Annotated in this window: 21 protein-coding genes; 13 read left to right on the forward strand and 8 right to left on the reverse strand. The window is 70.2% G+C overall.

The window, feature by feature from the left end:
* Positions 1-9: 9 nt before the first annotated feature.
* From SGCZBJ_RS01260 to SGCZBJ_RS01290, 7 genes are all read right to left on the reverse strand, one after another.
* On the reverse strand, positions 10-906 hold the full coding sequence (locus SGCZBJ_RS01260; protein ID WP_101716219.1) for a TauD/TfdA dioxygenase family protein: 897 nt from the start codon (positions 904-906) through the stop codon (positions 10-12).
* Between the two features lie 243 nt (positions 907-1,149).
* Positions 1,150-1,827 (reverse strand): peroxiredoxin-like family protein, encoded by a 678-nt coding sequence (locus tag SGCZBJ_RS01265; RefSeq protein WP_101716220.1) that lies wholly within the window; start codon positions 1,825-1,827, stop codon positions 1,150-1,152.
* Positions 1,824-2,210 carry a 4Fe-4S dicluster domain-containing protein gene (locus tag SGCZBJ_RS01270; protein WP_101716221.1) on the reverse strand — a complete coding sequence of 129 codons (387 nt, stop codon included), beginning with the start codon at positions 2,208-2,210 and terminating at the stop codon, positions 1,824-1,826. The genes SGCZBJ_RS01265 and SGCZBJ_RS01270 overlap by 4 nt, the downstream gene beginning before the upstream one ends.
* Entirely contained in the window at positions 2,207-3,799 is a 1,593-nt protein-coding gene (locus SGCZBJ_RS01275; RefSeq protein ID WP_101716222.1) for an FAD-dependent oxidoreductase, read from the reverse strand. The genes SGCZBJ_RS01270 and SGCZBJ_RS01275 overlap by 4 nt, the downstream gene beginning before the upstream one ends.
* Complete coding sequence (locus SGCZBJ_RS01280) at positions 3,799-4,737, reverse strand: ABC transporter substrate-binding protein (RefSeq protein WP_101716223.1); 939 nt, start codon at positions 4,735-4,737, stop codon at positions 3,799-3,801. The genes SGCZBJ_RS01275 and SGCZBJ_RS01280 overlap by 1 nt, the downstream gene beginning before the upstream one ends.
* A gap of 12 nt (positions 4,738-4,749) precedes the next feature.
* Complete coding sequence (locus tag SGCZBJ_RS01285; RefSeq protein WP_101716224.1) at positions 4,750-7,365, reverse strand: TonB-dependent receptor plug domain-containing protein; 2,616 nt, start codon at positions 7,363-7,365, stop codon at positions 4,750-4,752.
* A 102-nt stretch (positions 7,366-7,467) separates the two neighbouring features.
* On the reverse strand, positions 7,468-8,337 hold the full coding sequence (locus tag SGCZBJ_RS01290; protein ID WP_101716225.1) for a TauD/TfdA dioxygenase family protein: 870 nt from the start codon (positions 8,335-8,337) through the stop codon (positions 7,468-7,470).
* Between the two features lie 251 nt (positions 8,338-8,588).
* On the opposite strand from SGCZBJ_RS01290, the gene SGCZBJ_RS01295 reads away from it, so the two are divergent.
* Positions 8,589-9,950 carry an FAD/NAD(P)-binding protein gene (locus SGCZBJ_RS01295; protein ID WP_101716226.1) on the forward strand — a complete coding sequence of 454 codons (1,362 nt, stop codon included), beginning with the start codon at positions 8,589-8,591 and terminating at the stop codon, positions 9,948-9,950.
* Here SGCZBJ_RS01295 and SGCZBJ_RS01300 read toward each other — a convergent pair.
* Positions 9,947-10,783, reverse strand: a complete 837-nt coding sequence (locus SGCZBJ_RS01300; RefSeq protein ID WP_101716227.1) for a LysR substrate-binding domain-containing protein — start codon at positions 10,781-10,783, stop codon at positions 9,947-9,949. The genes SGCZBJ_RS01295 and SGCZBJ_RS01300 overlap by 4 nt on opposite strands.
* 223 nt (positions 10,784-11,006) lie before the next feature.
* Between SGCZBJ_RS01300 and SGCZBJ_RS01305 the strand changes: the two genes are divergently transcribed.
* The 12 genes from SGCZBJ_RS01305 to SGCZBJ_RS01360 all read left to right on the forward strand — a co-directional run bounded on the left by SGCZBJ_RS01305 (position 11,007) and on the right by SGCZBJ_RS01360 (position 23,358).
* Entirely contained in the window at positions 11,007-11,732 is a 726-nt protein-coding gene (locus tag SGCZBJ_RS01305) for an ABC transporter permease (RefSeq protein ID WP_240621376.1), read from the forward strand.
* Complete coding sequence (locus SGCZBJ_RS01310; protein WP_420808139.1) at positions 11,729-12,562, forward strand: ABC transporter ATP-binding protein; 834 nt, start codon at positions 11,729-11,731, stop codon at positions 12,560-12,562. The genes SGCZBJ_RS01305 and SGCZBJ_RS01310 overlap by 4 nt, the downstream gene beginning before the upstream one ends.
* Positions 12,559-13,734, forward strand: coding sequence for an acyl-CoA dehydrogenase family protein (locus SGCZBJ_RS01315; protein WP_101716230.1), 1,176 nt, complete (start codon positions 12,559-12,561; stop codon positions 13,732-13,734). Before SGCZBJ_RS01310 ends, SGCZBJ_RS01315 begins: the two co-directional genes overlap by 4 nt.
* Positions 13,731-14,681, forward strand: a complete 951-nt coding sequence (locus SGCZBJ_RS01320; RefSeq protein WP_101716231.1) for a D-isomer specific 2-hydroxyacid dehydrogenase family protein — start codon at positions 13,731-13,733, stop codon at positions 14,679-14,681. The genes SGCZBJ_RS01315 and SGCZBJ_RS01320 overlap by 4 nt, the downstream gene beginning before the upstream one ends.
* A gap of 18 nt (positions 14,682-14,699) precedes the next feature.
* Positions 14,700-15,542 carry a class II aldolase/adducin family protein gene (locus SGCZBJ_RS01325; RefSeq protein ID WP_101716232.1) on the forward strand — a complete coding sequence of 281 codons (843 nt, stop codon included), beginning with the start codon at positions 14,700-14,702 and terminating at the stop codon, positions 15,540-15,542.
* Positions 15,542-16,555, forward strand: a complete 1,014-nt coding sequence (locus tag SGCZBJ_RS01330; protein WP_101716233.1) for an ABC transporter substrate-binding protein — start codon at positions 15,542-15,544, stop codon at positions 16,553-16,555. Before SGCZBJ_RS01325 ends, SGCZBJ_RS01330 begins: the two co-directional genes overlap by 1 nt.
* 132 nt (positions 16,556-16,687) lie before the next feature.
* Positions 16,688-18,871 carry a TonB-dependent receptor gene (locus SGCZBJ_RS01335; protein ID WP_101716234.1) on the forward strand — a complete coding sequence of 728 codons (2,184 nt, stop codon included), beginning with the start codon at positions 16,688-16,690 and terminating at the stop codon, positions 18,869-18,871.
* A 4-nt stretch (positions 18,872-18,875) separates the two neighbouring features.
* Positions 18,876-19,490: a cysteine dioxygenase family protein gene (locus SGCZBJ_RS01340; RefSeq protein ID WP_101716235.1), complete on the forward strand. Its 615-nt coding sequence runs from the start codon at positions 18,876-18,878 to the stop codon at positions 19,488-19,490.
* Positions 19,487-21,067, forward strand: coding sequence for a rhodanese-like domain-containing protein (locus SGCZBJ_RS01345; protein WP_101716236.1), 1,581 nt, complete (start codon positions 19,487-19,489; stop codon positions 21,065-21,067). The genes SGCZBJ_RS01340 and SGCZBJ_RS01345 overlap by 4 nt, the downstream gene beginning before the upstream one ends.
* Before the next feature lie 9 nt (positions 21,068-21,076).
* Positions 21,077-21,724 carry a glutathione S-transferase family protein gene (locus SGCZBJ_RS01350; RefSeq protein WP_101716237.1) on the forward strand — a complete coding sequence of 216 codons (648 nt, stop codon included), beginning with the start codon at positions 21,077-21,079 and terminating at the stop codon, positions 21,722-21,724.
* 31 nt (positions 21,725-21,755) lie between these two features.
* Complete coding sequence (locus tag SGCZBJ_RS01355; protein ID WP_101716238.1) at positions 21,756-22,850, forward strand: LLM class flavin-dependent oxidoreductase; 1,095 nt, start codon at positions 21,756-21,758, stop codon at positions 22,848-22,850.
* A gap of 4 nt (positions 22,851-22,854) precedes the next feature.
* Positions 22,855-23,358, forward strand: a complete 504-nt coding sequence (locus SGCZBJ_RS01360) for a flavin reductase family protein (RefSeq protein WP_101716239.1) — start codon at positions 22,855-22,857, stop codon at positions 23,356-23,358.
* Positions 23,359-23,892 lie beyond the last annotated feature (534 nt).

The raw sequence follows: 23,892 nt of genomic DNA on the forward strand, positions 1-23,892 counted from the left end.
AGCCCCTGATCAGGCACGGAAATAAGGCGCGTCGCCCTTGATCGTCACGCGCTCGACCACGCGCTCCACCGGCCAGTAGTCGAGCACGGCGTAGTGCTGGGTGGCGCGGTTGTCCCAGAAGACGATGGCGTTCGGGGTCCAGCGGAAGCGGACCTGGTATTCGGGCGACTTCACCCGGTCGAGCAGCTCGGCAAGCAAGGCGGCGGCCTCGTCCTCGGGCAAGCCGAGGATCCGCGTCGTGAAGACCTTGTTGACGAAGAGATGCGGCTGGCCGGTCTCGGGATGGGTGCGCACCACGGGGTGGGCCTGGGGCGGATAGGCCGCGCGCAGTTCCTGCCGCTTGGCCTCGTCGATGCGGTTGCCATAGCTTTGCAGGATATCGTGCTCGGCCGAAAGGCCCGCCAGTTTGTCCTTCAGCGGTTGCGGCAGGTCGGCGTAGATGGCGGCGGTGTCGGCGAACAGGGTGTCGCCGCCCGACGGCGGCAGGGTGCGGGCGCGCAGGACCCCGCCCATCGACGGCGCGGGCCGGAAGGTGACGTCGGTGTGCCACTTGTTGGCGGCCCGCACGATCGGGACGATGGCCTCGCGCAGCTTCATGCCGTCGGCGGCCTCGATGTGCAGGATCTCGGGATAGCCCGGCACGTGGGCTGTGACCGGATGACCTTCCAGGTCGCCGAAATAGCGGCCGAAGCGAACATGGTCCTCGTGGCTGATGTCCTGGTCGCGGAAGAACACGACCTTGTGGCGCAGCAGGGCCGCGCGGACGGCCGCGACGATCTCGGGTTCGAGCGGCTGCGTCAGGTCGAGCCCGGAGATCTCGGCGCCCAACACAGGGCCGGCGGGCGTGACCGTCAGGCCGGCATAGTCAGGCGCGTCGCCCGCTGAGATCGGGGTCAAGGCGTTCATGGCGTCCTCCCAGGGACATCGCCGTCTCGAGAACGGCGTTATCCTACTGTAGACATGGGAATTGGATGGGCTCAACCCCGAGACGGACGGAGCCTCCAGACCCCCTCCCTGAAGGGCGAGGTGTCGGCGAAGCCGACGGAGGGGGACGTGATCGCGCAGGCGACGGCTGCGTCGAAGTCATCAGGAACTTCCCCCTCCGGCCCTTCGGGCCGCCTCCCCCTTCAGGGGGAGGATCTTTAGCCCTCAAACGGCTGCGGGCGCCGGGGTCAGGGCGCGGACGGCGGCGATGATGGGGTCGGCTTCGGTGCGGACCAGCCAGTCGGGGCTGACATCGGCGAAGCGGACGACGCCCTTGCGGTCGATGACCACCACAGCCGGCTGCGGCAGCTCCCAGGTTCCCGTGCCGGTGACGTCGCCGATGAAGCTTCCCTTGGCCCGCTGGGCGTCCTGGCTGGCCTGGTCGGCGACGTAGGTGACGCCGAACCGACGTCCCAGCTCATTGCCGAGATCGGCGGCGACCTTGTAGCCGAGGCCGTGGCGGACACGGATCTCGCCCAGGCGCTCGGGAACCTGCGGGCTGACGGCCACCAGTGTGGCGCCGATCGCCGCCAGGGCCGGCGCCAGCCGCTCTTCGTAATAGGGCAAGGCGATGTTGCAGGCCGGGCAGCCGGCGAAGCGGAAGAACACAAGCACCGCCGGCCCCTTGGCGGTCAGGCTTGCCAGGGTCAGGTCGCCGCCCTCGACGTCCTTGAGCACGAAGGGCGCGACCTTGTCGCCGACCTTGACCCAGGCGTCCGGGTCCGCCGCCTCGACCAGGCGAGCGCGCTGGTCGATGTTGATCTTCAGCGCCGCGGGGTCCCAGGTGCGGACGCGTTCGGCATGCAGAGCGGCCAGGCGCTCGCGCAGGGTGTCTTGGCTCATTTGGTCCTCCCGTCCTCGGTTCGAGCAGTCTTGGCGGCGTCGATCGCCATCAGGCGGGCGCGCTCGAATATCGCCCCCATGCGCCAATGCTGGTTGGTGTGGGTCGCGGCATGCTCGTCCCAGCCGCTGTCGCGCCGGAAGCCGCCGACGTCGCCGGTGGCCAGGGCCTGCTGCGCGGTGACGTCGGCGACACTGTCAGTCTGCGGCCAGACGAACAGCGCGTCCTCAGGGCAGTAGAGTTCGCACAGATAGCAGGTCTGGCAGTCGGCCTGGCGGGCGATCACCGCCTTGCCGCCCGGTCCGCGCGCCAGCACGTCGCTGGGGCAGACGTCGACGCAGTCGCCGCAACCGCCGCAGCGGTCGTCGATCACGACCTCGATCATGCCACGGCCTCCAGGCTGGTGTTTTCAGGGCTGGCCGCCTCGAAGCGGGTGACCACCCGGTCCAGGCCCTGCGCGCGCTGGCGCGAGGCCAGGCGCGGGTCGAGCCCCGGCGCGTCCTCGCGGCGGTGCATGCCGCGGCTCTCGCGACGCTGCACGGCGCTGGCCTTGCTCCAGCGGGCGGCGGCGACCATGGCGGCGGTCTCCCTGGCTCGAAGCAGCCCCCTGCCCCAGCCGCCGGCATGGGCGGCTATCTCGCGCCAGGCCTCGTCGAGCTTCTCACCCGAGGCGGCCAGGGCCTCGCCGGTGCGGAAGATGTTGCGGTCATAGGCGCCCATCTCCTCGCGGACGAGCTGGACGGCCGCGGGCAGATCGACCCCGGCCAGGCGGCCGGTGGGTCGCAGACCGGCCTGGCCGAGATGATGCAGGCGCTCGCCTGCGCGGCGACGGCCGCGGGCGAAAGCGGCCGCGCCCTGCCCCGCCCACTGACCGGAAGACAGCGCCCAGGACGAGTTCACCGCCCCGCCGCCCGAGATCGCGCCGGTGACCAGCTCGCGGCTGGCCGCGTCGCCGGCCGCGAACAGGCCCGGGGCGGCGGTCTGGCAAAGCTGGCCGTCGATGCGCAGCCCGCCGACGCCGCGCACCGTGCCTTCCGAGACGAGCGAGACCTCGAACCGCTCGGCATAGGCGTCGATCCCCATGCGGGCGAACGGCCGCACGAAGTTGGGCTGCACCTGCGGCATCACCTCGCGGATGTCCTGCGGGATGCGGTCGAGCCGGCAATAGAGGCGCCCCTTCAGCAGGGCGCGGGCCAGGTGCGGACTGACGTCGGGCCCGGCCGGAATGTCGAGCTCGTGGTCGGCCTCGTCGAACCAGCGGGCGAAGGCGAAGCTCATCGAGCGGGCCATGTTCGTGCCCGCCTGCATGGGCGTGTAGTAGTTGCTGAACTCCATGCCCGAGAGATCCGCCCCTGCCTCGACGCCCATCAGCAGGCCGTCGCCCGTGTTGGTCGCAGACCCCAGCAGGCGCGAGGCGAAAGCGCAGCCGCCGGTGGCCAGCACCACCGCCCCTGCCCGGATCGTCCACGGCCGCTCGCCCCGCAGAGCGACGCCCGCAGCGCCGGTGACGACGCCGTCGGCGTTCGTCAGCAGTTCCAGGACCGGATGATGGTCGAGGATGGTCGCCCCGGCCTCGAGCGCGAAGGCGCGCATGGCCCGCATGTATTCGGGACCGCGCAGGCCGCGATACTGCACGCGTCCCTGCTCGTCGGTCGAGAAGGCGTAGTGGCGGGAGAGCTGCGGCAGGCTGGTCCAGGTGAGATCGAGGATCCGCGCCATCCAGTCGGGATCGCCCAGGCCAAGCGAACGCTTCAGGCGATCGGCGACCGCCGCCTCGCGATGCTCGGGCGGAACCCACCAGTGGCCGGGACCGGCCGTGGCTGTGACGCCGCTGGTTCCGCAGTATCCCTTGTCGGCCAGGATCACCCGCGCGCCCTCGCGAGCGGCGGCGATGGTGGCCCAGGTCCCGGCCAGGCCGCCGCCGATGACCAGCACATCGGTCTCCCAGTGAGGCGCCTCGAAGTCGTCGGCCATCAGGCGATCGCCGCGTTGAACGAGGCGTCGAAGGCGCCGGCCGGATCCAGCTCCGACTTGATCGCCCCTGCCGCGCGGAAATGGTCGAGCACCGAGCGCGCCTCGGCCACCGAGGTCTCGTCGATCGGCACGGGCACGGCCTTGTAGTTGCTGACCGTCCAGCGGGCGATGTCGAGCGACAGGCCCGTCTCCTTGGACAGCACGGCGGCGAAGGCGTCGGGGTTCTGGGCGGCCCAGCGGCGGGCCTTGGCCAGGCGGCGCAGGAAGTCCTCGATCTGGGGCCGCTTGGTGAGGATCGCCTTGACGCTGGCGGCCTCGTAGCCGTTGCCGCTGAGATAGCCGTCGCCGTCGGCCAGCACGCGTGCGCTGTCGTGCAGCCGGGCCAGCGCCACGTACGAGCCCCAGGTCACCCACGCGTCGATGGAGCCGGCCGTGAAGGCCGCCTTGGCGTCGCCGGGGCTGAGGAAAACCACCTCGACATCGCCGGGCGACAGCCCCGCCTGCTCGATCACCCGCAGCAGCAGGTAATGGCCGATCGAGCCGCGCCCCGTGGCGACCTTCTTGCCCTTCAGGCCGCGGGCGTCGCGGATCGGCGAGTCCTTAGGAACCAGGATGGCGGTCGAACGGCCGCCGCTGCGACCGGCCTGCACGGCCTTGATCTTCGCCCCGCCGGCATAGGCGAACAGGAACGGCGCGTCCCCGGCCTCGCCCAGGTCGACCGCGCCTGCGCCCAGCGCCTCGAGCAGCGGCTGGGCGGCGGGAAACTCGCTCCATTCGATCCTGTAGGGAACGCCCTCCAGCACGCCCGAGGCGATCAGCACCGCCTTGGTGCCGCCGCGCTGGCTGCCGACCTTGAGCGGGGCCTGGGCGTCGCCCTTGCCGCAGGCAGAGAGCCCGGCGAGCGCGCCAAAACCGATGATGAGCTGGCGTCGATCCATGCCGCCCTCCCCTTAGAAGCGTTGGGTCAGGCGGGCGTAGTAATAGCCGCCGGTGATGCCGAAGGGCGAGAACAGGCCGTATTGCAGTGTCCCCTGGTCGGCGTTCACGATGCCGATCTTGTCGGGATACTGGTCGAAGAGGTTGTTGGCCCCGATCGCGATGTTGGTGTTTGGGCGCACGTCCCAGGCGATATCGAGATCGACCACCCACTTGGGGCTATAGGTCCGATCCAGGCTCACCGACGTGCCGGCCTCGGTGTATTCGCCGTAGCGCGTGGTGCGCAGGCTGGCCGAAAGCGCCTGGCGGCTCCAGACCGCGCCCAGCACCACCTTCTCGCGCGGGGTGCCGACGGTCAGGTCGGAGATCTTCTGGCGGTCGAACAAGACGAGGTTCGGATTGACCGCCTTGAGGATGGCCGGAGTCTCGGCGACGTCGCGGACCTTGGTCTTGTTGAACGCGTACGCGGCGTTGAGGTTGAGGCGGCCGGCAGAACCGAGGTCGAAGCCGTACTCGGCCACGAAGTCGATCCCCGTCGTCCGGGTCGAGACGGCGTTGGTGTAGTAGGTCGCCGTCAGCCCCTGGGGGAAGCGCGCCAGCAGGCCGACAAGCGCCGGCTGCGATTGCAGCTGGGTCACCGACAGGTCGAGGTTGCTGGTGTCGACGATGCGGTCGTCGATGTCGATCTGGTAGGCGTCGAGCGTCAGGCGCAGGCGCGGCAGGGGCTCGGCGGTGATCCCGAAACTGTAGTTGGTCGAGGTCTCGGGCTTGAGCGGGCTCGCGCCCAGGGCCTTGGCCTCGGCGGTGTCGGTGCGCAGCACCTTGGTCGGGAAGGTCAGGTATTCGCCCGGCGTGCAGGGCGCGCCGCGGAAGGTGTTGTTGGGCGCGGCCGGGCACAGGCTGCCGGAGATGGTCGAGGTGGCGAACACCGTCTGGCCCAGCGACGGGGCGCGGAAGCCGTTGCTGACCGTGGCGCGCAGGGCGTAGCCGGGCAGGAACTCCCAGCGGGTGGTCAGCTTGCCGCTGGTCGTCTCGCCCACGTCGCCGGTGTAGCGCTCGTGGCGGACGGCCGCACCGACGTACCAGTTTTCGGTCAGGTCGGCCCCGACGTCGAGATAGGCGGCATAGGAATGGCGCGTGGCCGAGCCGGCGTCCTCCGGCGCAGTCCCGGCATAGGACGACAGGCCGGGGTTGGGACGCAGGCCGGCGAAGGGCTGGCCGGCCGGGATCACATAGTCGCCGACGATGTAGGACGCCTCGTCGCCGGCCTCGATCAGGAAGCGCTCGTAGCGGTGCTCCAGCCCCCACGACACCTGCAGCGGCCGGGGCAGCACGCCCTCGAACGAGCGGGTGAGATCAAGGTTGTTGGTCCACTGCTGGAACTGGTGGGTCGACAGGTGGAAATAGGTCGGGCTGTCGGGACCCAGCGTGGCGTTCAGGGTGTTCTGGCCGTCGAGTTGGGCGTGGTCCTGGGCGAAGGTGGTCGAGGCGTCCCAGGCCCAGCCGGCCTTCTCGCCTCGCGCGCCCAGGCTGGTCTGCCAGTCCAGCTCGAAGATCCGGCGCAGGGCGTTGAAGCCGTTTGGATAGACCTCGGGCAGTGAGTTGCGGTTCAGCGGCCGGCCGGCCATCACGCCGGTGACCGGCGCCAGGTTGGGCAGGAAGCTGCCGGTGACCTTCTTGGACGAGCGGTGGCTGACCGTGCCGCTGGAATAGAGGGTCAGGTCGCGCCAGGGCAGTTCGGCGTTGTAGGCCGTGGCGATGATGTCCTCTTCGCCCGGACCGTAGCTGGCGCCCCAGAAGTAGCGGTCGGCCGTGGCGTCGCGCGGGTCGGGCGTCACCGTGGTCACGCCGCCGACGGTCGTGACGGTCGGCTGATAGAGGTACTGGGCGCGGGAAGGCACGGCGCGCGAGGCGGCCTCGTTGTTCTTCCAGTTGATGGCCAGTTGCAGGAAGCCGCCGTCGTCGCCCAGGGCGCGACCGAAGTTCAGGCTGGCGGCGCGGGTGTCGCCGTCACCGAGGTAGTTCTGGCCGCCGGTATAGGAGAAGGCTCCGCCTTGCGTGTCCTTCTTCAGGATGATGTTGACGACGCCGGCGATGGCGTCCGAGCCGTACTGGGCCGAGGCGCCGTCGCGCAGCACCTCGATGCGCTCGATGGCCGAGGCCGGGATCAGGTCGAGGTCGACCGGCACGCCGCCGCGCCCCACCCGGGCCAGGTTGTTGATCAGCGAGGTGGTGTGACGGCGCTTGCCGTTGACCAGGAACAGGGCCTGGTCGCCGTTGAGGCCGCGCAGCGTGATCGCCCGCACCGTCCACGAGGTGCCGCCGCCGTTGACGCCCGGCAGGTTGAAGGACGGGATCAGGGTGTTGAGCACCTCTTTCAGCCCGACCTTGCCCGTGGCGGTCAGTTGCTCGGACGAGATGACGTCAATCGGCGCGGGGCTGTCGGCCACGGTGCGGCGCACGCCGCGCACCCCTGTGACGACCACGCCGTCCAGGGCGTCGGCGGCCGCGTCTGGCGCTTCCACGCCGGGGATCGGCTCGGCGGCCAGGGCCGCGCTCGAGGCGCAGGCCAGCAGCAGGCCCGCGAAGGCCGAGCGTTTCAGGGTCTTGGACGAGGAAACAAAGGTCAAAAGTCTATCCCCCGCGCGGGGCGCATCGGCCCCGCGTCGTTCTTGGTCTTCAGAAATCGGAAGGTCGGCGGCGCGGCTTCGGCGGGCTCGCGCCGGCGGGCGTCAGGCTTGCTTGCGCTCTCGGTAAGGCACGTCGTCGGAGCCGATCAGCACCCGCTCCATCACCCGCGGAAAGTCGCCATAGTCACGCACCGCGTAGTGCAGGCCCGCGCGGTTGTCCCACAGAGCCACGGAATTGGGCCGCCAGCGGAAGCGGGCGTGGTGTTCGGGCTTCTTGACCTCCTCATAGAGGCGGGCCAGCAGCGCCTTGCTCTCGTCCGGGGCCAGGTCGACGAAGCGGGGCTTGAGGCCGAAGTTGATCCAGAAGATCTCCTGGCCGGTCTCCGGATGGGTGCGGATCGCCGGATGGGCGGTCAGCGGATAGCGCTCGCCCGAGCGGTTCAGGGCGTCCTGGTAGTCGTGGATGACATAGAGCTCGTCGACGGCGGCCTTCAGGTCGTCGGGCAGGCCCTTCCAGATGGCGTGGCCGTCGGCCCAGATGGTGTCGCCGCCGACCTCGGGGATGTGCACAGCCTTCAGCACCGCGCCGAACGACGGGTTCACACGCCAGCTGGTGTCGGTGTGCCAGTGGTTCTCGCGGATGTCGTATTTCTTGAAGGCCTCGGCCGAGATCGGCTGCACGGCGCGGTGGGTCTCCACGCCGCCGGTCGGATGGGCGTAGACCTCGCCGAAGTTGGCGGCGAAGGCCAGCTGCTGGTCGCGGGTGATGTCCTGGTCGCGGAAGAACAGCACCTTGCGGTCGAGCAGCAGCGCCTTCAGGGCGTCGCGCTGCTCGCGGGAAAGCGTCTGGCGCAGGTCGATCCCGGCGACTTCGGCGCCGATGGTCGAGCTGACGGGCGTGACGGTCAGGCCAAGGGACTGGCCAAGGGTCTGGCCAAGGGTCTGGCGGACCTCGTCGAGGACGGCGCTCATGGGAACCTCCTTGCAGCCGACGCGATACGGTCGGCGGAGGCGAAGATGGCGAGCACGCCCAAACGGTGCGAACGAGTATTTCTCAGAAAGAATTCAGAGATTTATATATCGCGAACCGCAATAAACGGCATTGGCCGCGCACATATTTCAGAGGCGCGAATAGCCAGGATCAGCCATCCTCGACAGACGGCTTGCACGCCGCGCGACGATCGCCGAAGAAACTCCTATCGATTTTGTAGAGTTTTCTGAACATGGCCTCGCCATCAACGCCCGTGATCGCCGTGATCGGCGCCGGCTTCAGCGGCGTGATGACCGCCCTGCACCTGCTGCGGGACGGCGCGGCGGCGCGGGTCATCCTCTTGGAGCGCAACACGCCGGTCGGGCTGGGCGCGGCCTACGCCACCCACAATCCCAGCCACCGGCTGAACGTCCGCGCCGGCAACATGAGCGCCTGGCCCGACCGGCCGGGCGACTTCGTGGACTGGCTGCGAGGCCTGGGGCTGGATGTCGGACCCGGCGATTTCGCCACGCGCGGCGACTACGGCCGCTACCTGCAAGGCCTGCTCACCGACATCGTCGAAGGCCCGGAAGGCGCCGGCCGACTGGTGATCGCACCCGACGCCGTGGTCGGGCTGGAGCCCGGCGGCGACGGCTGGCGGCTGACCACCGCCATGGGCCGCCCGATCCTGGCCGACGCCGTGGTGCTGGCGCTCGGCAATCCCCCGCCCTGTCGTCCGCACGGCGTAACCGACGCCCTGGCCGCCTCGCCGGCCTATGTCGCCGATCCCTGGCGCTGGGACCCGGCCCGCCTGCCGCCCGGCCCTGTCCTGCTGCTGGGAACGGGCCTGACGATGGTGGACCTGGCCCTGAGCCTGGAAGACGCCGCGCCCGGTCGCTCGATCATCGCCCTGTCGCGGCGTGGCCTCATCCCCCGGGAGCACGAGGGCGAGCCGCCGGCCAGGCCACCCTCGCCGCCGGCGTCCGACATTCCGCCCCTGGCCGCCCTCGCCTGGCTGCGCCGCACGGCCGCCGAGCATGGCTGGCGCACGGCCGTCGACGCCCTACGGCCTGCCACCCAGGATCTCTGGCGGGGCTGGAGCGTGGCTCACAAGCAGGCCTTCCTGCGCCACGCTCGCCCCTTCTGGGACGTGCATCGCCACCGCCTGTCGTCCGAGGTCGCCTCGCGGGTCGCCGGCCTGCGTCGCTCTGGCCGGTTGCAGATCGCCGCCGGCAAGATCGTGCGCCTGGCCGAAGCCGAGGACGGCCGGGTCGAGGGGGCGTGGCGGCCGCGCGGCGAAACCGCCTCGCAGCCGTTCTCAGTATCGGCGGTGATCAACGCCACAGGCCCGACCGGCGACGTGACGAGGTCGACCGATCCGCTGCTGCTGGACCTGATCCGCCGGGGGCTGGCGCGTCCCGATCCCCTGCGCCTGGGTCTCGACGTCGACGCCGACAACCGCCTGCTCGACACGTCGGGCTACGCGAGCCCCACGCTGTTCGCGGTCGGCCCCGTCACGCGCGGCGCCTGGTGGGAGATCAACGCCGTGCCCGACATTCGCGGCCAGGCCGCGCAGGTGGCCGCCTTGGCCCTGGCGGCGGCGCGACGCGGCTAGAGTTCCAGCGCCGCCGTGTGGATCAGTTCCGACAGCTTGCCGATCGACGGGTGCGGGGCCGGACCCGTGCGGCGCACATAGGCCACCTTGGGCAGGCTGGGCAGGGCCGCGTCGGGGATCGGCTGGGCGTCCGGCCGGAACAGGCTGGTGCGGCAGGTGACCGCCAGGCCCGACTGCACCGCCGCGCGCAGGGCCGACAGGCTGGGGGTCTCCAGCGCCACGCGGTAGGGTCGTCCCTCCCGCTCCAGCGCCGCCAACGCCGCGTCGCGAAAGCGGCACGGCGCCTCCAGGATCGCCAGCGGCAGGACGTCCAGCTTGGCCAGGTCCGCATCGCCGTGCCAGACCATCGGCACGGTGCGGGCGGCCGCCGGGTCGTCATAGGCCCCCATGCACAGGATCACGTCCAGGCGGTCGCTGCGCAGCAGTTCCAGCAGTTCGGGCGAGCCGGCCACCCTCACCTGCAACTGGGTGTCGGGATTGAGCTGGGCGAAACGGGCCAGCACGCCCGACAGCAGGGTCTCGGCGAAGTCCTGCACCAGCCCCACTCTCGCCGGCCCGGCCAGGGCGTCGCCGGTCAGCGCCACTACCGCCCGGTCGTTCAGCGCCAGGATGTCCCGGGCGTGACCCAGAAGGGTCTGGCCGGCGGGGGTCAGCGAAAGACGCCGCCCCTCCCGGTGAAACAGCGGCGTCAGAACGGTCTCCTCCAGCCGCTTCATCTGCAAGCTCAGCGCCGACTGGGTGACGAAGACGCGCTCGGTGGCGCGCAGCATCGAACCGCTGTCGACGATGGCCACGAAGCTGCGGAGAAGTTCGGTCGGAAGGTTGGTCGGCATCTGGCGCCCCGTCTACCCCATTGAGGAACTCTAATAAGACCCCTGAGGATAAGTCTATTGATCGAGTAGGAATTCAGCGTCCATCTCTGTGAAGCAACGGCGCCCCCGCCGCAACGGTCACAGCGATGGAAGCGACCCGATGTCTTTGGCGATCGCCGATAGAATTTCTTCAGCCAGGCCATTTCGATGGCCTCGCCTCTCGCGGGCCCGCTGGCTGTCTCCGGTGCTGCTTCTGGCCTTGTGGGAGTTGGGATCGCGGCTTGGCGTGATCCCCGAGCGGGTGCTGGCCGCGCCGTCGACGGTGGCCGAAACCTTCTGGGCGCTGACCATCTCGGGCGAGCTGCCCGCCAACCTGCTGGTGTCGCTGGCGCGGGCCGCCGCCGGCCTGTCGATCGCGCTGGTCGTGGCGGTGACCCTCGGACTGGTCGCCGGCCTGTCGCGCCTGGGCGAAACCGCGATCGACCCGCTGATGCAGATCAAGCGGACCATCCCATCGCTGGCCCTGACCCCGCTGTTCATCGTCTGGTTCGGCATCGGCGAGACGCCGAAGATCGTGCTGATCGCGGTGGCGACCACCTTTCCGATCTACCTGAACCTCTTCGCCGGAGTGCGCGGGATCGACGTGCGTCTGGTCGAGGCCGCTCGAAGCTTCGGCCTGTCGGGCTGGAGCCTGGTGCGCGAGGTGATCCTGCCCGGCGCCCTGCCCTCGTTCTTCGTCGGCCTGCGCTACGCCCTGGGCGTGTCGGTGTTGGTCCTGGTGGTGGCCGAACAGATCAACGCCCAGGCGGGTCTCGGCCACCTGATCAACAACGCCCGCGATTTCATGCGGACCGACATCATCGTCGTCTGCCTGCTCGTCTACGCCCTGCTCGGCCTCGGCGCCGACGCCCTCGTCCGCACGCTGGAGCGCCGCGCTCTGGCCTGGCGCCCCAGCCTCGTGGAGCAATGACCATGGTCCAGCCGCGCATCCGCCGCCGCGCCTTCGACACCGTATCGCCCGCTCCGGCCGCCGCGCCGGTCACCCCGGCCGTGAAGCTGACCGGCTTCGTCCGCCAGTTCGGTCAGAACCGGGTCATCGACGGCCTGGACCTGTCGATTGCGCCGGGCGAGTTCGTCGCCCTGCTGGGGGCCAGCGGCTCGGGCAAGACCACCCTGCTGCGTACCCTGGCCGGGCTCGATCCGGTCGGCGACCAGGACGTGACGACGCCGAGCACGCGCGCCGTGGTGTTCCAGGACGCCCGTCTGCTGCCGTGGAAGAAGGTCTGGCGCAACGTCGCGCTGGGCCTGAAGGATCCAGGCTTCAGGAAAGGGGCTGTCCGGGCCAGGGCCGAGGCGGCGCTGAAGGAGGTCGGTCTCGGCCACCGCCTCGACGCCTGGCCCTCCACCCTCTCCGGCGGCGAGGCCCAGCGCACGGCACTGGCCCGCGCCCTCGTCCGCGAGCCGGGCCTGCTGCTGCTCGACGAGCCGTTCGCGGCCCTCGACGCCCTGACCCGGCTGAAGATGCACGATCTGGTCCTGAACCTCTGGCACGAGCACAGGCCGGCCGTCCTGCTGGTCACCCATGACGTCGACGAGGCCATCGCGCTGGCCGACCGCGTGCTGGTGCTGAACAAGGGCAGGATCGCCGCCGAGGAGAAGATCACGCTGGAGCGCCCGCGTGCGCCGGACGCGCGCTTCCAGGCCATCCGCCGTCGCCTGCTCGGCCACCTGGGCGTCGAGGCGCCCGCCTCTCACGAAGGCGCCCTGATCGCCTTCCCGACCGGCGAGGCCGTGCAGTGAGCACCGCCGCCGCCCGCCGCCTGGAGCCTTCCCCTCGCCTGCCCGACCTCGACGCGGTGCTGCCGGGCCTGACGCAGGCCTTCGCCGCCACCGCCGGCCGTCACGACCGCGAGGCCAGTTTTCCCTTCGCCAACTTCCAGGCCCTGCACGAGGCGGGCCTGCTGGCCCTGACCGCGCCCAAGCGCCTCGGCGGCCTGGAAAGCGACCTGCCCACCGCCCTGAAGGTGGTTTCGGCCGTCGCCCGGGGCGAGCCGGCCACGGCCCTGGTGCTGGTCATGCAGTACCTGTTCCACGCCTCGGTCGAGGGGCGTTCAGGCTGGCCCGAGCACCTCAAGCAGCGGGTCATCGGCGACGCCATTGACCACGGGGCCTTGATCAACGCCCTGCGGGTGGAGCCCGACCTCGGCACGCCGGCCCGCGGCGGCCTGCCCGCCACTATCGCCCGGCGCACGCCCGAAGGCTGGCGGATCAGCGGCCGCAAGATCTACTCCACCGGCTCCAGCGCCCTGACCTGGTTCGTGGTCTGGGCCCGCAGCGACGATGCGGCCCCCCTGGTCGGCGGCTGGCTGGTCCGCGCCGACAGTCCCGGCGTGGTCATCGAGGAGACCTGGGATCACCTGGGCCTGCGCGCCAGCGCCAGCCACGACGTGGTGTTCGAGGACGTGCTGGTTCCGCTGGACCACGCCCTGGACCCGCAGCCCCCGGGCGCTCCGCCGCCCTACTCGGCGGTGTTCGGAACCTGGTCGTCGGTGTTGACGGCGGCGATCTATGACGCGGTCGCCCGTTCGGCCCGCGACTGGCTGGCCGACTTCCTGATCAGCCGCAGGCCGGCCAACCTGGGCGCCAGCCTCTCGACCCTGCCCCGCTTCCAGGAGGCGCTGGGCGAGATCGACGGCCTGCTGCTGTCCAACCGCGTGCTGCTGGACAGCGCGGCGAAGGGCGATACGGGCGCCGGCGAGAGCGGCCTGGTCAAGCACCTGGTCACCGAGAACGCCATCACCGTGGTCGAGAAGGCCCTGAAGCTGACCGGCAATCCGGGCCTGACCCGCGCCAATCCACTGGAGCGGCATCACCGCGACGTGCTTTGCGGCCGGGTGCACACGCCCCAGGCCGATGTGGTGCTGACCGGCGCCGGCAAGCTCGCCTTCGCTTCGCGGGAGACCCAGGCATGAGCCGCCTCGTCGTCGCCAGCCAGTTGCCCGAGGTGTTCAACAGCGTCTTCGCCCAGCATGCGGAAGGCGCCGAGATCATCGCCGTGCCGCCGGGCCTGACCACGCCCCTGCCGCCCTCGGCCAAGGTCCTGGTGGCTGCGCCGTTCCGCAAGGCCGGCGGCGTGCTGCCCAAGACCCCGCCGCCCGGCTGGCCGTTCGACGTGCGCTGGGTGCAGTTGGTCTCGGTCGGCATCGACTTCTATCCGGACTGGCTGTTCGACGGCCCGGTGGTGACCTCGGCGCGCGGCTCTTCGGCGGTCGCCCTGGCCGAGTTCGCCCTGGCCGCGATCCTGGCCGAGGCCAAGCGCCTGCCGGAGATCTGGATCGACAAGTCCGAACGCTGGGCGCCGCAACCGCTGAAGCTGATCGCCGGCACGACGCTGGGCCTGGTGGGCTTCGGCGCCATCGGCGAGGCCCTGGCCCCGCGCGCCCAGGCCCTGGGGCTGAACGTCATCGCCACCCGCCGCTCAGACAAGCCGATCCCAGTGGCCGGCGTCGAGCGGGTGGCCGACCTGAAGACCCTGTTTGCCCGCAGCGACCACGTGGTGCTGGCCGCGCCGGCCACGCCGCAGACCGAGCGCCTGATCGGCCGCGAGGTGCTGGCCCACGCCAAGCCCGGCCTGCACCTGATCAACATCGCCCGCGGCGCCCTGATCGACGACGACGCCCTCTTGGCGGCGCTGGACGACGGCCGGGTCGGCCGCGCCAGCCTGGACGTAACCTTCCCCGAGCCGCTGACCGATGGGCACCCGTTCTACGGCCATCCGAAGGTGCGCCTGTCGCCCCACACCTCGGTGCACACGCCCGACACCCGCATCAACCTGGCGACCCAGTTCGCCGAGAACCTCGCCCGCTTCCGCGCCGGCGCGCCCCTGGCCGACGTCGTCGACCTGTCGCGCGGCTACTGACAACAAGGACCCTTCGCGATGACCGCGATCCCCGCCGCCCGCAGTTTCGCGGCTTCCGGCCCTCACCCCGCCAAGATCGAGACGGTGCTGCCGCCGTTCGGCGCGCGCGAGATCCCGCAACAGCCGACGCTCGAGCTGGAACGGCTCTATCGCAAGCAGCGCCTGGCCGCCGGCTATCGGCTGTTCGGCCGCCATGGCTTCGACATGGGCGGCGCGGGTCACATCACCGCGCGCGATCCCGAACTGACCGACCACTTCTGGGTCAATCCGCTGGGCGTGCACTTCTCGCGCATCAAGGTTTCGGACCTGATGCTGGTCAGCCACGCGGGCGAGATCGTGCAGCCGCCCGAGAGAGCGCCGGCCCGCCTGAACCGCGCCGCCTTCGCCATCCACTCGCAGCTGCACGAGGCGCGGCCCGACGTGGTGGCCTCGGCCCACTCGCACTCGCTGTACGGCAAGGCCTGGTCGGCGCTGGGCCGGCTGCTGGATCCGCTGACCCAGGACTCGGCGGCCTTCTACGACGATCACGCCCTGTTCGAGGAATTCTCCGGCGTCGTGCTCGACACCAGCGAGGGCCAGAAGATCGCCAAGGCGCTGGGCCCGAAGAAGGCGGTGATCCTGCAGAACCACGGCATCCTGACCGTCGGCCAGTCGGTGGAGGCGGCCGTCTGGCGCTATCTGGCGCTCGAGAACGCCTGCCAGGCCCAACTGCTGGCCGAGGCCGCCGGTCCGACCAAGCCAATGCCGCCCGAAGTGGCCAGGCACACCGCCGGCCAAGTCGGCACGGAGCTGGGCGGGATCTACGCGTTCCAGCCCTACTGGGACATCGTCACCGAAGAAGAGCCGGACCTGTTCGACTGATGACCGGCCTTTCCCTTTCCCGCCGCGACCTGATGTCGGGCGGCCTTTCGATCGCGGGCCTGTCGCTGGCCGGCCTGACTACCGTCAACCTGGCCGCCTGCTCCCCAAATGGCGACGACAAGGCCGGCTCGCTGGACGACCTGACGCTGCGGGTCGCCACCTATCGCGGCAATCCCGAGAGCTTCTTCGGCGAGGCCGGGATCCAGGCCCCGCCCTACAAGCTGGCCCGCACCCAGTTCGCCGGCGGCAACCTGATCGCCGAGGCGATCAATGCTCGCGCCCTGGACTTCGGCGGCATGAGCGAGATCCCGCCGATCTTCGTCGCCGCCCAGCCCGGCAACCAGGTGCGCATCGTCGGGGTGCTGCAAGGCGACGTGAACAACCAGGTCGTGCTCGTGCCCAAGGGCTCGCCGGCTAAGGCCTTCAAGGACCTGAAAGGCAAGCGCGTCGGCTATGTGAAGGCCACGACCTCGCACTACATCCTGCTGCGCCTGTTGCAGGAGGCGGGCCTGGCCTGGAGCGACATCCAGCCCGTGGCGCTGAGCCCGCAGGACGGACTGGCGGCCTTCCAGAGCGGTGCGCTGGACGCCTGGGTGATCTACGGCGTCATCGTCTACCAGGCGCGCGAGGCCGGGGCGCGGGTGCTGCGCACGGCGCTGGGCATACTGTCGGGAAACTATCTGATCACCGCGGCCAAGGAGGCGCTGGACGATCCCGTCCGCTTCCAGGCCCTGGGCGACTATGTCAGCCGCTACAAGCGGGTGTTCGACTGGATCAACGCCGACGGCGACCGCTGGGCGCGAGCCCGCGAGAAAGCCACGGGCGTGAAGGCCGAATACTACGCCCAGGAATTCCGCGAGAAGTCGTCGCCCAGCATCCTGGGCCCGATCAGCGAGGCGGCGATCGCCTCGGAACAGGCCGTGGCCGACACCTTCGCCGCCGCCAAGATCATCCCGACGCGCGTCGATGTACGGCCGCTGTGGGATGATCGCCTCTCATCATTCCTGAAATAATGTCGAGCGCTGCAAATATATCCGATGACTTCGGACGATATGAGCAGAGCTATCCGCTCGATCATTTTATATTCGTTGAGATAAGCGCCCTCACGACGACAAATCCCCATCGAACAAGTCGGGGATAAAGACGTGCAGACCTTCAAGCTTCAACTTCTCGCCTTCACTTCGGGCCTCGCCGTCGCCGGCGGGGCCTTGGCGGCCGAACCGGCGCCGGCCGCCAATACCGACGACAGCGGATCGGCCGCCGTCGAGCAGGTGATCGTCACCGCCGAGCGCCGCGCCACCGACCTGCAGAAGACCGCCATCGCCATCTCGGCCTTCGGCCCGCAGGTGCTGGCCGATCGCAAGGTCGACAACATCCGCGACCTGGCCGGCCAGATCCCGAACCTGTCGATCAGCCGCGTCACCATCAGCCACACTACCCAGACCTACGCCCTGCGCGGCGTCGGCGAGGCCGATCCAATCCAGGAGCCGGTGCTGGCCGTCTATGTCGACGACGTCTACGTGCCCCGCCAGATCGGCTCGATGATCGAGTTCAACGACCTGGAGCGCATCGAGGTGCTGCGCGGGCCGCAGGGCACGCTCTACGGCCGCAACTCCAGCGCCGGCGCCCTGCGCATCATCACCCGCGATCCGGGCCAGGACTTCCGCGCCAAGGCCGAGGTGGGCCTGGGCAGCTACGGCGCCGTCGACGTGCGCGCCCTGATCGAAGGGCCGATCGTCGACGACAAGCTGGCCGGCAGCCTGTCCTACATCCACCACAAGCGTGACGGGGTGACCTTCGACCCGACGCTGAACCACGACGTCAACCGCATCGACCTGGACGCCTACCGCGCCAAGCTGCGCTGGACCCCGACCGAAAAGCTGGACGTCCTCTTCACGCTGAACGCCCTGCGCGACCGCAGCGACACCCGCAGCTACATCCCGGTCAGGCAGCCGGGCGGCGAGTTCGACAAGCGCCGATCGTATTCCGAAGTCGAACCGACCCAGGACCTGGACCAGATCAGCGGCTCGATCCGCGTGCAGTACGCGCTGAACGACAACCTGAAGATCAAGTCGATCACCGCCTACGGCGGCTTCAACCTCAATCCCGTCAACTACGACAACGACGGCGAGGCGGCGCTGATCCAGAAGAACCTGATCCACTACAACGATCAGTACGTCACCCAGGAAGTCCAGCTGAACGGCGACTACGGCCGCCTGACCTTCACCAGCGGACTGTTCTACCTGCACGAACGCTTCTTCGTGGAACGCGACGGCTACAGCCGCCGCAACGCGCAAGCCACCGACCCGACGGTGACGCCCGGCAACTACAACTTCGCCCGCGCCCACAACGTCACCAACACCGACGCCTACGCCCTGTTCGGCGAGGCGACCTACGCGGTGACCGATCGCTTCAGCCTCACCGGCGGGCTGCGCTGGACCAACGAGGAGAAGGAATTCACCTTCGACAACAAGGTGCTGAACCTGGCCGGCCAGGTCGTCGGCCAGTCGATCGCGGGCACGGCCGACAAGACCTGGTCGGCGATCACGCCCAAGTTCACCGTCCAGTACCAGTGGACGCCGGACGTCTCGCAGTACGTCAGCTATTCCAAGGGCTTCAAGTCGGGCGGCTTCGACAACCGGGCCACGCGCCTGGACCTGGCCACCCTGCCCTTCGCGCCCGAGGACGTGACCACCTTCGAGGCCGGGCTGAAGACTCAAGGTTTCGACCGCCGGCTGCGGGCCAACCTGGCGGCGTTCTACAACGACTACCAGGACCTGCAGGTGTCGTTCTACGACCCGGCCTATGTGGGCAGCCGCCGCGGCAACGCCGGCCAGGCGCACACCTACGGCGTCGAGCTGGAGACCGAGGCGCGGCCGACCGAGCGGGTGGGCCTGAACTTCAACGTCGGCTGGCTGTACGCGGTCTATGACGACTACAAGGGCGCCGGCGGCGCGGGCGTCAACGCCGACGGCAACCGCCTCTTGAACTCGCCGCGCTGGAACCTGTCGGGCGGCGTCACCTGGGACGTGCCGGTCTCTGTTCCCGGATCGGTGCGCGCCGGCCTCGACGCCCAATGGCAGAGCGGCGTGGTCAGCAGCGCCACCCCGGCCGCGGGCGGCCAGAACGACATCCCCTCGCAAGGCTTCCTGAACGGCACGATCACCTGGACCGCGCCGGATCCGCACTGGGCCGTGCAGCTGTCTGCGCGCAACATCCTCGACAGCGACAAGCCGGTGACCTCGACCTACACGCCGTCGACCGGGGTCTATTACCTGAACTTCCCTGATCCGCGGACCTGGCTGGTCACGCTGAAGTACGCGCTGTGACGTCATGAGCAGCACGCCCAACCTTCCCCGCCTGGCCCAGTTCGTCGGAGACCTCGGCGCCCTGCTCGACCGCACGGGCGAGGAGGCAGAGATCCTGCGCGAGGGCGAGGCCCTGCTGGCCGGCCTGATCGCAACGGACGACTGGCTGCCGCAGGCCTACGCCCAGCCCAGCCCGGCCCGCTACCAGCAGTACCTGCTGCACTGCGACAGCCGCGAGCGGTTCAGCGTGGTCAGCTTCGTCTGGGGGCCGGGCCAGGCGACGCCCGTTCACGACCACACGGTCTGGGGCCTGGTGGGCGTGCTGCGCGGGGCCGAGCTGTCGCAAGCCTATCGCCGCGATGGCGAGGCGCTGGTTCCCGATGGTCCGGTCCACCGGCTGGAACGCGGTGAGGTCGAGGCCGTCTCGCCCACCGTCGGCGACGTGCACCGGGTGACCAACGCCTTCGACGATCGCCCGTCGATCAGCATCCACGTCTACGGGGCCAATATCGGCGCGGTGCGCCGCGCCACCTACGACGCCGAGGGACGTAGCAAGCCCTTCGTCTCCGGCTACTCCAACGACACCCTTCCCAACCTGTGGGACCGCTCCAAGCCGGTCCCCGCCGAGGCCGCGCCATGACCCTGCCCGTCGTCACGCCCCGCGAGGTCCGCCAGGACCTGATCGCCCGCCGCGAGATCGCCCTTCTGGACCTGCGCGAGGAGGATCCCTTCGCCAAGGCCCACCCCTTGTTCGCCTCGCAGCTGCCGCTCTCCCGGCTGGAGGTCGAGATCCTCGATCGCGTGCCCCGCAAGGAGACGCGGATCGTGCTGTACGACAACGGCGAGGGCCTGGTCTCGCCGGCCGGCAAACGGCTGGCGGCCCTGGGCTACACCAATGTCCGGGCGCTGGCCGGCGGCCTTCAGGGCTGGACGGACGCCGGTTACGAGCTGTTCCAGGACGTGAACTCCTACAGCAAGGCGTTCGGCGAACTGGTCGAGGCGCGGCGGCACACCCCGTCCCTGCCAGCCCAGGAGGTGCAGGCCCGCATCGACGCCAAGGCCAACCAGGTGATCCTCGACGCCCGCCGGTTCGAGGAATACGCGACCATGAGCATCCCCGGCGGGGTGAGCACCCCGGGCGCCGAGCTGGTGCTGCGGGCGCGGGAGCTGGCGCCCGATCCCTCGACCACCATCATCGTCAACTGCGCGGGCCGCACCCGCAGCCTGATCGGCGCCCAGTCGCTGGTGAACGCCGGCGTGCCCAACCCCGTCTTCGCCCTGCGCAACGGCACCATCGGCTGGACCCTGGCCCAGCAGAGCCTGGAGCACGGCCAGAGCCGCAAGTTCCCCGACGTCTCGATCCAGACCCTGAATGAGGCCCGCGCCAAGGCCCGCGACGTGGCCTACCGCGCTGGCGTCCGCCGCATCGACGCCGAGGGGCTGGCCGATCTGGCGACCGACCGCAAGCGGACCCTCTACCGCTTCGACGTGCGCACGCCCGACGAATACGCGGGAGGCCACCTGCCCGGCTTCCGCAGCGCGCCGGGCGGCCAGCTGGTGCAGGAGACCGACGTCTTCGCCCCCGTGCGCGGCGGCCGCATCGTGCTGGCCGACGACCTGGGCCCCCGCGCCGACATGACCGCCTCATGGCTGGCCCAGCTGGGCTGGGAGGTCTACGTGCTGGAAGGCGGCTTCGAGAGCGAGCTGGCGACGGGCGCCTGGAAGCCGTCCGAGCCGCCACACCTGCCGGTGGTCGAGGCCATCCTGCCGCGCGCCCTCTCCGAGGCCCTGGCCGACGAGGCCGTGGTGGTGCTGGACCTCGCGCCCAGCCCCGCCCACCGCAAGGGCCACATCCCCGGCGCTTGGTTCGCGATCCGGGCCCAGCTGGCCGAGGCGCTGGAGCGCATCCCCGAGGGCAAGCCGATCGTCCTGACCTCGCCCGACGGGGTTCTGGCTCGGCTGGCCGCGCCGGAGCTGGAGGAGATCGCCGACCAGCCCGTGCGGGTGCTCGACGGCGGCACGGCCGCCTGGGTCGCCGCCGGCCGGGCGCTGGAGACGGGCCTTGCCCGCGCCGCCAGCGATCCGACCGACATCTACAAGCGCCCCTACGAGGGGACCGACAACGCCGCCGAGGCCATGCAGGCCTATCTCGACTGGGAATTCGGCCTGGTCGACCAGCTGGCCCGTGACGGGTCGCACGGCTTCTACGTGATCTGAGGCCTCGCCATGACCCTGACCCTCTACATCGCGCCCGGCAGTTCGTCGCTGGCCCCGCTGGTGGCCCTGGAAGAGATCGGCGTCGCTTATGACGTACGCCGGCTCGACCTGGCGGCCGGCGACCAGCGCAAGCCCGAATACCTGCGGGTCAATCCCAAGGGCCGGATCCCGACCCTGCTGGTCGGCGCAGAGCCGGTCACCGAGGTGCTGGCGATCCTGACCTACCTCGCCCACCGCTACCCGCACAGCGAGCTCCTGCCGCTGCTGGAGCCGCTTAAGCTGGCGCACGCCTACGAGGTGATGAGCTGGTTCGCCAGCACCGTGCACGTGGCCTTCGCCCAGATCGCCAGACCCGAGCGCTATGCCGACGACGAGGCGGTGAAGGCCGCCCTGGCCACGCCCGGCGAGGCCCGCTTCGCCCGCACCCTGGCCGACATCGAGCGCTTGGCCCAGGCGCCGGGTCCCTGGCTGCTGGGCGAGCATTTCAGCGCCGTCGACGCCTACGCCCTGGTGATCTGGCGCTGGGCCGAGCGCCGCCAGATCGACCTTGCCGCCTATCCCGCCTGGAGCGCCAAGGCCACCCGCGCCTTCGCCCGCCCCTCCGTCGTGCGCGCCCTGCGCAAGGAGACGGCCCAGGCGCCGACCCACGCCCACTGATCCCTTTCATCCGCACATCGAGGAACATCCCATGAGCGTCGAATTCATCGGTATCATCCACACCCAGAACGTCTCCGAGATCCATCCGCCGGCCGGCCCGGTGATCGACGTCGACTATGTCGAGACGATCGCCCGCGCCCATGACGAGGGCGGGTTCGACCGCGCCCTGGTGGCCTTCCACTCGACCGGTCCGGAAAGCCAGCTGGTGGTGGCGCACGCGGCTTCGGTGACCAAAAACCTGAAGTTCATGATCGCCCACCGGCCGGGCTTCACCCAGCCGACCCTGGCCGCGCGGCAACTGGCGACGCTGGACCACTTCACCGGCGGCCGGGTGGCGGTGCACATCATCACCGGCGGCTCGGACGAGGAACTGGCCAAGGACGGCGACCACCTGACCAAGGACGAGCGCTACGCCCGCACCAGCGAGTATCTCGACATCGTCCGCGCCGAATGGACCAGCGAAAAGCCGTTCGACTACAAGGGGCAATACTATCAGGTCGATCAGGGCTTCGGGGCGGTCAAGCCGCTGCGCACGCCTCAGATCCCGGTCTATTTCGGCGGCTCGTCCGATGCGGCGATCCCCGTGGCCGGCAAACACGCCGACATCTTCGCCCTGTGGGGCGAGACCCAGGCCCAGGTCGCCGAGACCATCGCCCGGGTGCGCCAAGCCGCCGCCAAGCACGGACGCCAGGTGAAGTTCTCGCTGTCGCTGCGCCCGATCATCGCCGACACCGAAGAGGCCGCCTGGGCCCGCGCCGACGAGATCGTCGCCAAGGCCAAGGCCCTGCGCGAGGCCGCCGGCCTGCCGACCAGCGGCCACCGTCCGCCCAACGCCGGCTCGCAACGCCTGCTGGACGCGGCGGCTCAAGGCTCGCGCCTGGACAAGCGCCTCTGGACCGGCGTCGCCGCCGTCACGGGCGCGGCGGGCAACTCGACGGGTCTGGTGGGCACGCCGCAGCAGGTGGCCGAGGCCCTGCTCGACTATTACGACCTGGGCGTGACGACCTTCCTGATCCGGGGCTTTGACCCCGTCGAGGACGCCGTCGCCTATGGCCGCGACCTGATCCCGCTGGTGCGAAAACTGGTGGCCGAGCGCGAGGCGCAAGCCGTAGCGGCGGCGAGCTGACGCCATGGCGCCGTACGACGCCGGCGCTCCGGTCGCGCAGCCGGAGACGGACTTTCGCGACGTGCTGGCCCACCTGGCGAGCGGCGTCGCCATCGTCGCCTGCTGGGACGGCGACGCCCCGCGGGGCCTGCTGGTCAGCTCGATCACCGGCCTTTCGGTCGCCCCGCCCCGCTTCCTGTTCTGCGTGCGCAAGGAGGCGGGGTGCCACGACGCGCTGCTCGCGCGCCCCGACCTGTCGGTGGCGCTGCTGGGCGCTGCCGACGAGGAGGAAGCCCTTCGCTTCGCCTCGGGGTCGCGGGCCCACGAGCGGTTCGATCCCAGCCGCTGGCGGCTGCATCGCCAGGCCCCGCCGGTGTTCGCCGGCGGCGTGGCGCGAGCCGTGTGCCGCGTGGACGCCGTGGTCGACGCCGGCAGCCACTCGATCTTCATCGTCGAGGCCGAACGAGTCGGGTTCTCGCCGGGGCCGGCGCTGGTGGCATGGAACCGGGGGCTGACGGCGGTGGGGTGAGGCTTCGAGATGCTCCCCCTGAAGGGGGGGCTGGGTCTGCGAACCTCCCCCTGTGGGGGAGGCGATCGCGTAGCGATCGGTGGGGGGAGCTGGTGATGAGTTTCCGACGCCTTGAGAGCTGAGAACGCCCCCCCTCCGTCCGCTTCGCGGACACCTCCCCCAGAGGGGGAGGATCTTGGGGCGCGGCTTTGCGGCCTCGCGCTTTCGCTGCGAGTTGATCGAAGGGGTGCGGGGCGCCCGGGCGACGCCCGGAAGCTGTTTTCAGCAAGTTACCGTTTCGACGAAGCCGAGCGCTCCGCGCCGCCGTTTTCCGTCAGCCTCCGGCCGGCGGCGCTGTTGACGCCTTGCCGGAGCGCGCCCGCCGGTTTCCCGAAAGGCGCGCCGCGGGGCGGGGATGTCCTGGGTAGGAGCGTCTCTCCCGTCTGTCCCCGACGAAGCCGACGGCGGGCGGGCCTGGCCAGCGCCAGGTCCCCGAGCGTCCGGTTTTCCCGACCGGACTCTTTCCCGCTCGACTGCATCCCGCCGCCGCATGGT

Origin of the sequence: Caulobacter zeae (genome assembly GCF_002858925.1) — a bacterium.
Taxonomy (GTDB): domain Bacteria; phylum Pseudomonadota; class Alphaproteobacteria; order Caulobacterales; family Caulobacteraceae; genus Caulobacter; species Caulobacter zeae.